This is a genomic window from Adlercreutzia sp. DFI.6.23 (genome assembly GCF_024462535.1).
Lineage (GTDB): Bacteria > Actinomycetota > Coriobacteriia > Coriobacteriales > Eggerthellaceae > Adlercreutzia > Adlercreutzia rubneri.
In genome coordinates, this window is record NZ_JANGBP010000447.1 from 1 (window position 1) to 304 (window position 304).

The following is a 304-nucleotide window of genomic DNA, read 5'->3' on the forward strand; positions in this document are numbered from 1 at the left end:
GAGCTCGTCGTAGTCGATGGTCTCGGTCTCGGGGTTCACGCCGTAGGAGACGATGTTGTACAGAAGACCGGAGAAGTGGAGGAAGCGACCTCCTACGTGATGGCCTGCTCCTGCGCTACCAACGTTGCCGGCGGCGGCGCCATCGCCAACGCCGAGGTCGAGGGCGTCTCTCTGGAAACCCTCGTTCATCCAACATCCCGCCCCACAACCTGGGCGAGGCCATCGACGCCACCTGCCTCATGATCGATAACCCGGATTGCACGACGGAGGACCTGCTCACCGCCATGCCCGGCCCCGACTTCCC

Annotated in this window: 1 protein-coding gene; it reads right to left on the reverse strand. The window is 64.1% G+C overall.

The annotated features are described in order from the left end of the window. Positions 1-189 (reverse strand): hypothetical protein (locus NE591_RS14075; RefSeq protein ID WP_256156954.1); only part of this gene is annotated, 189 nt, incomplete at its 3' end. Positions 190-304: the final 115 nt, after the last annotated feature.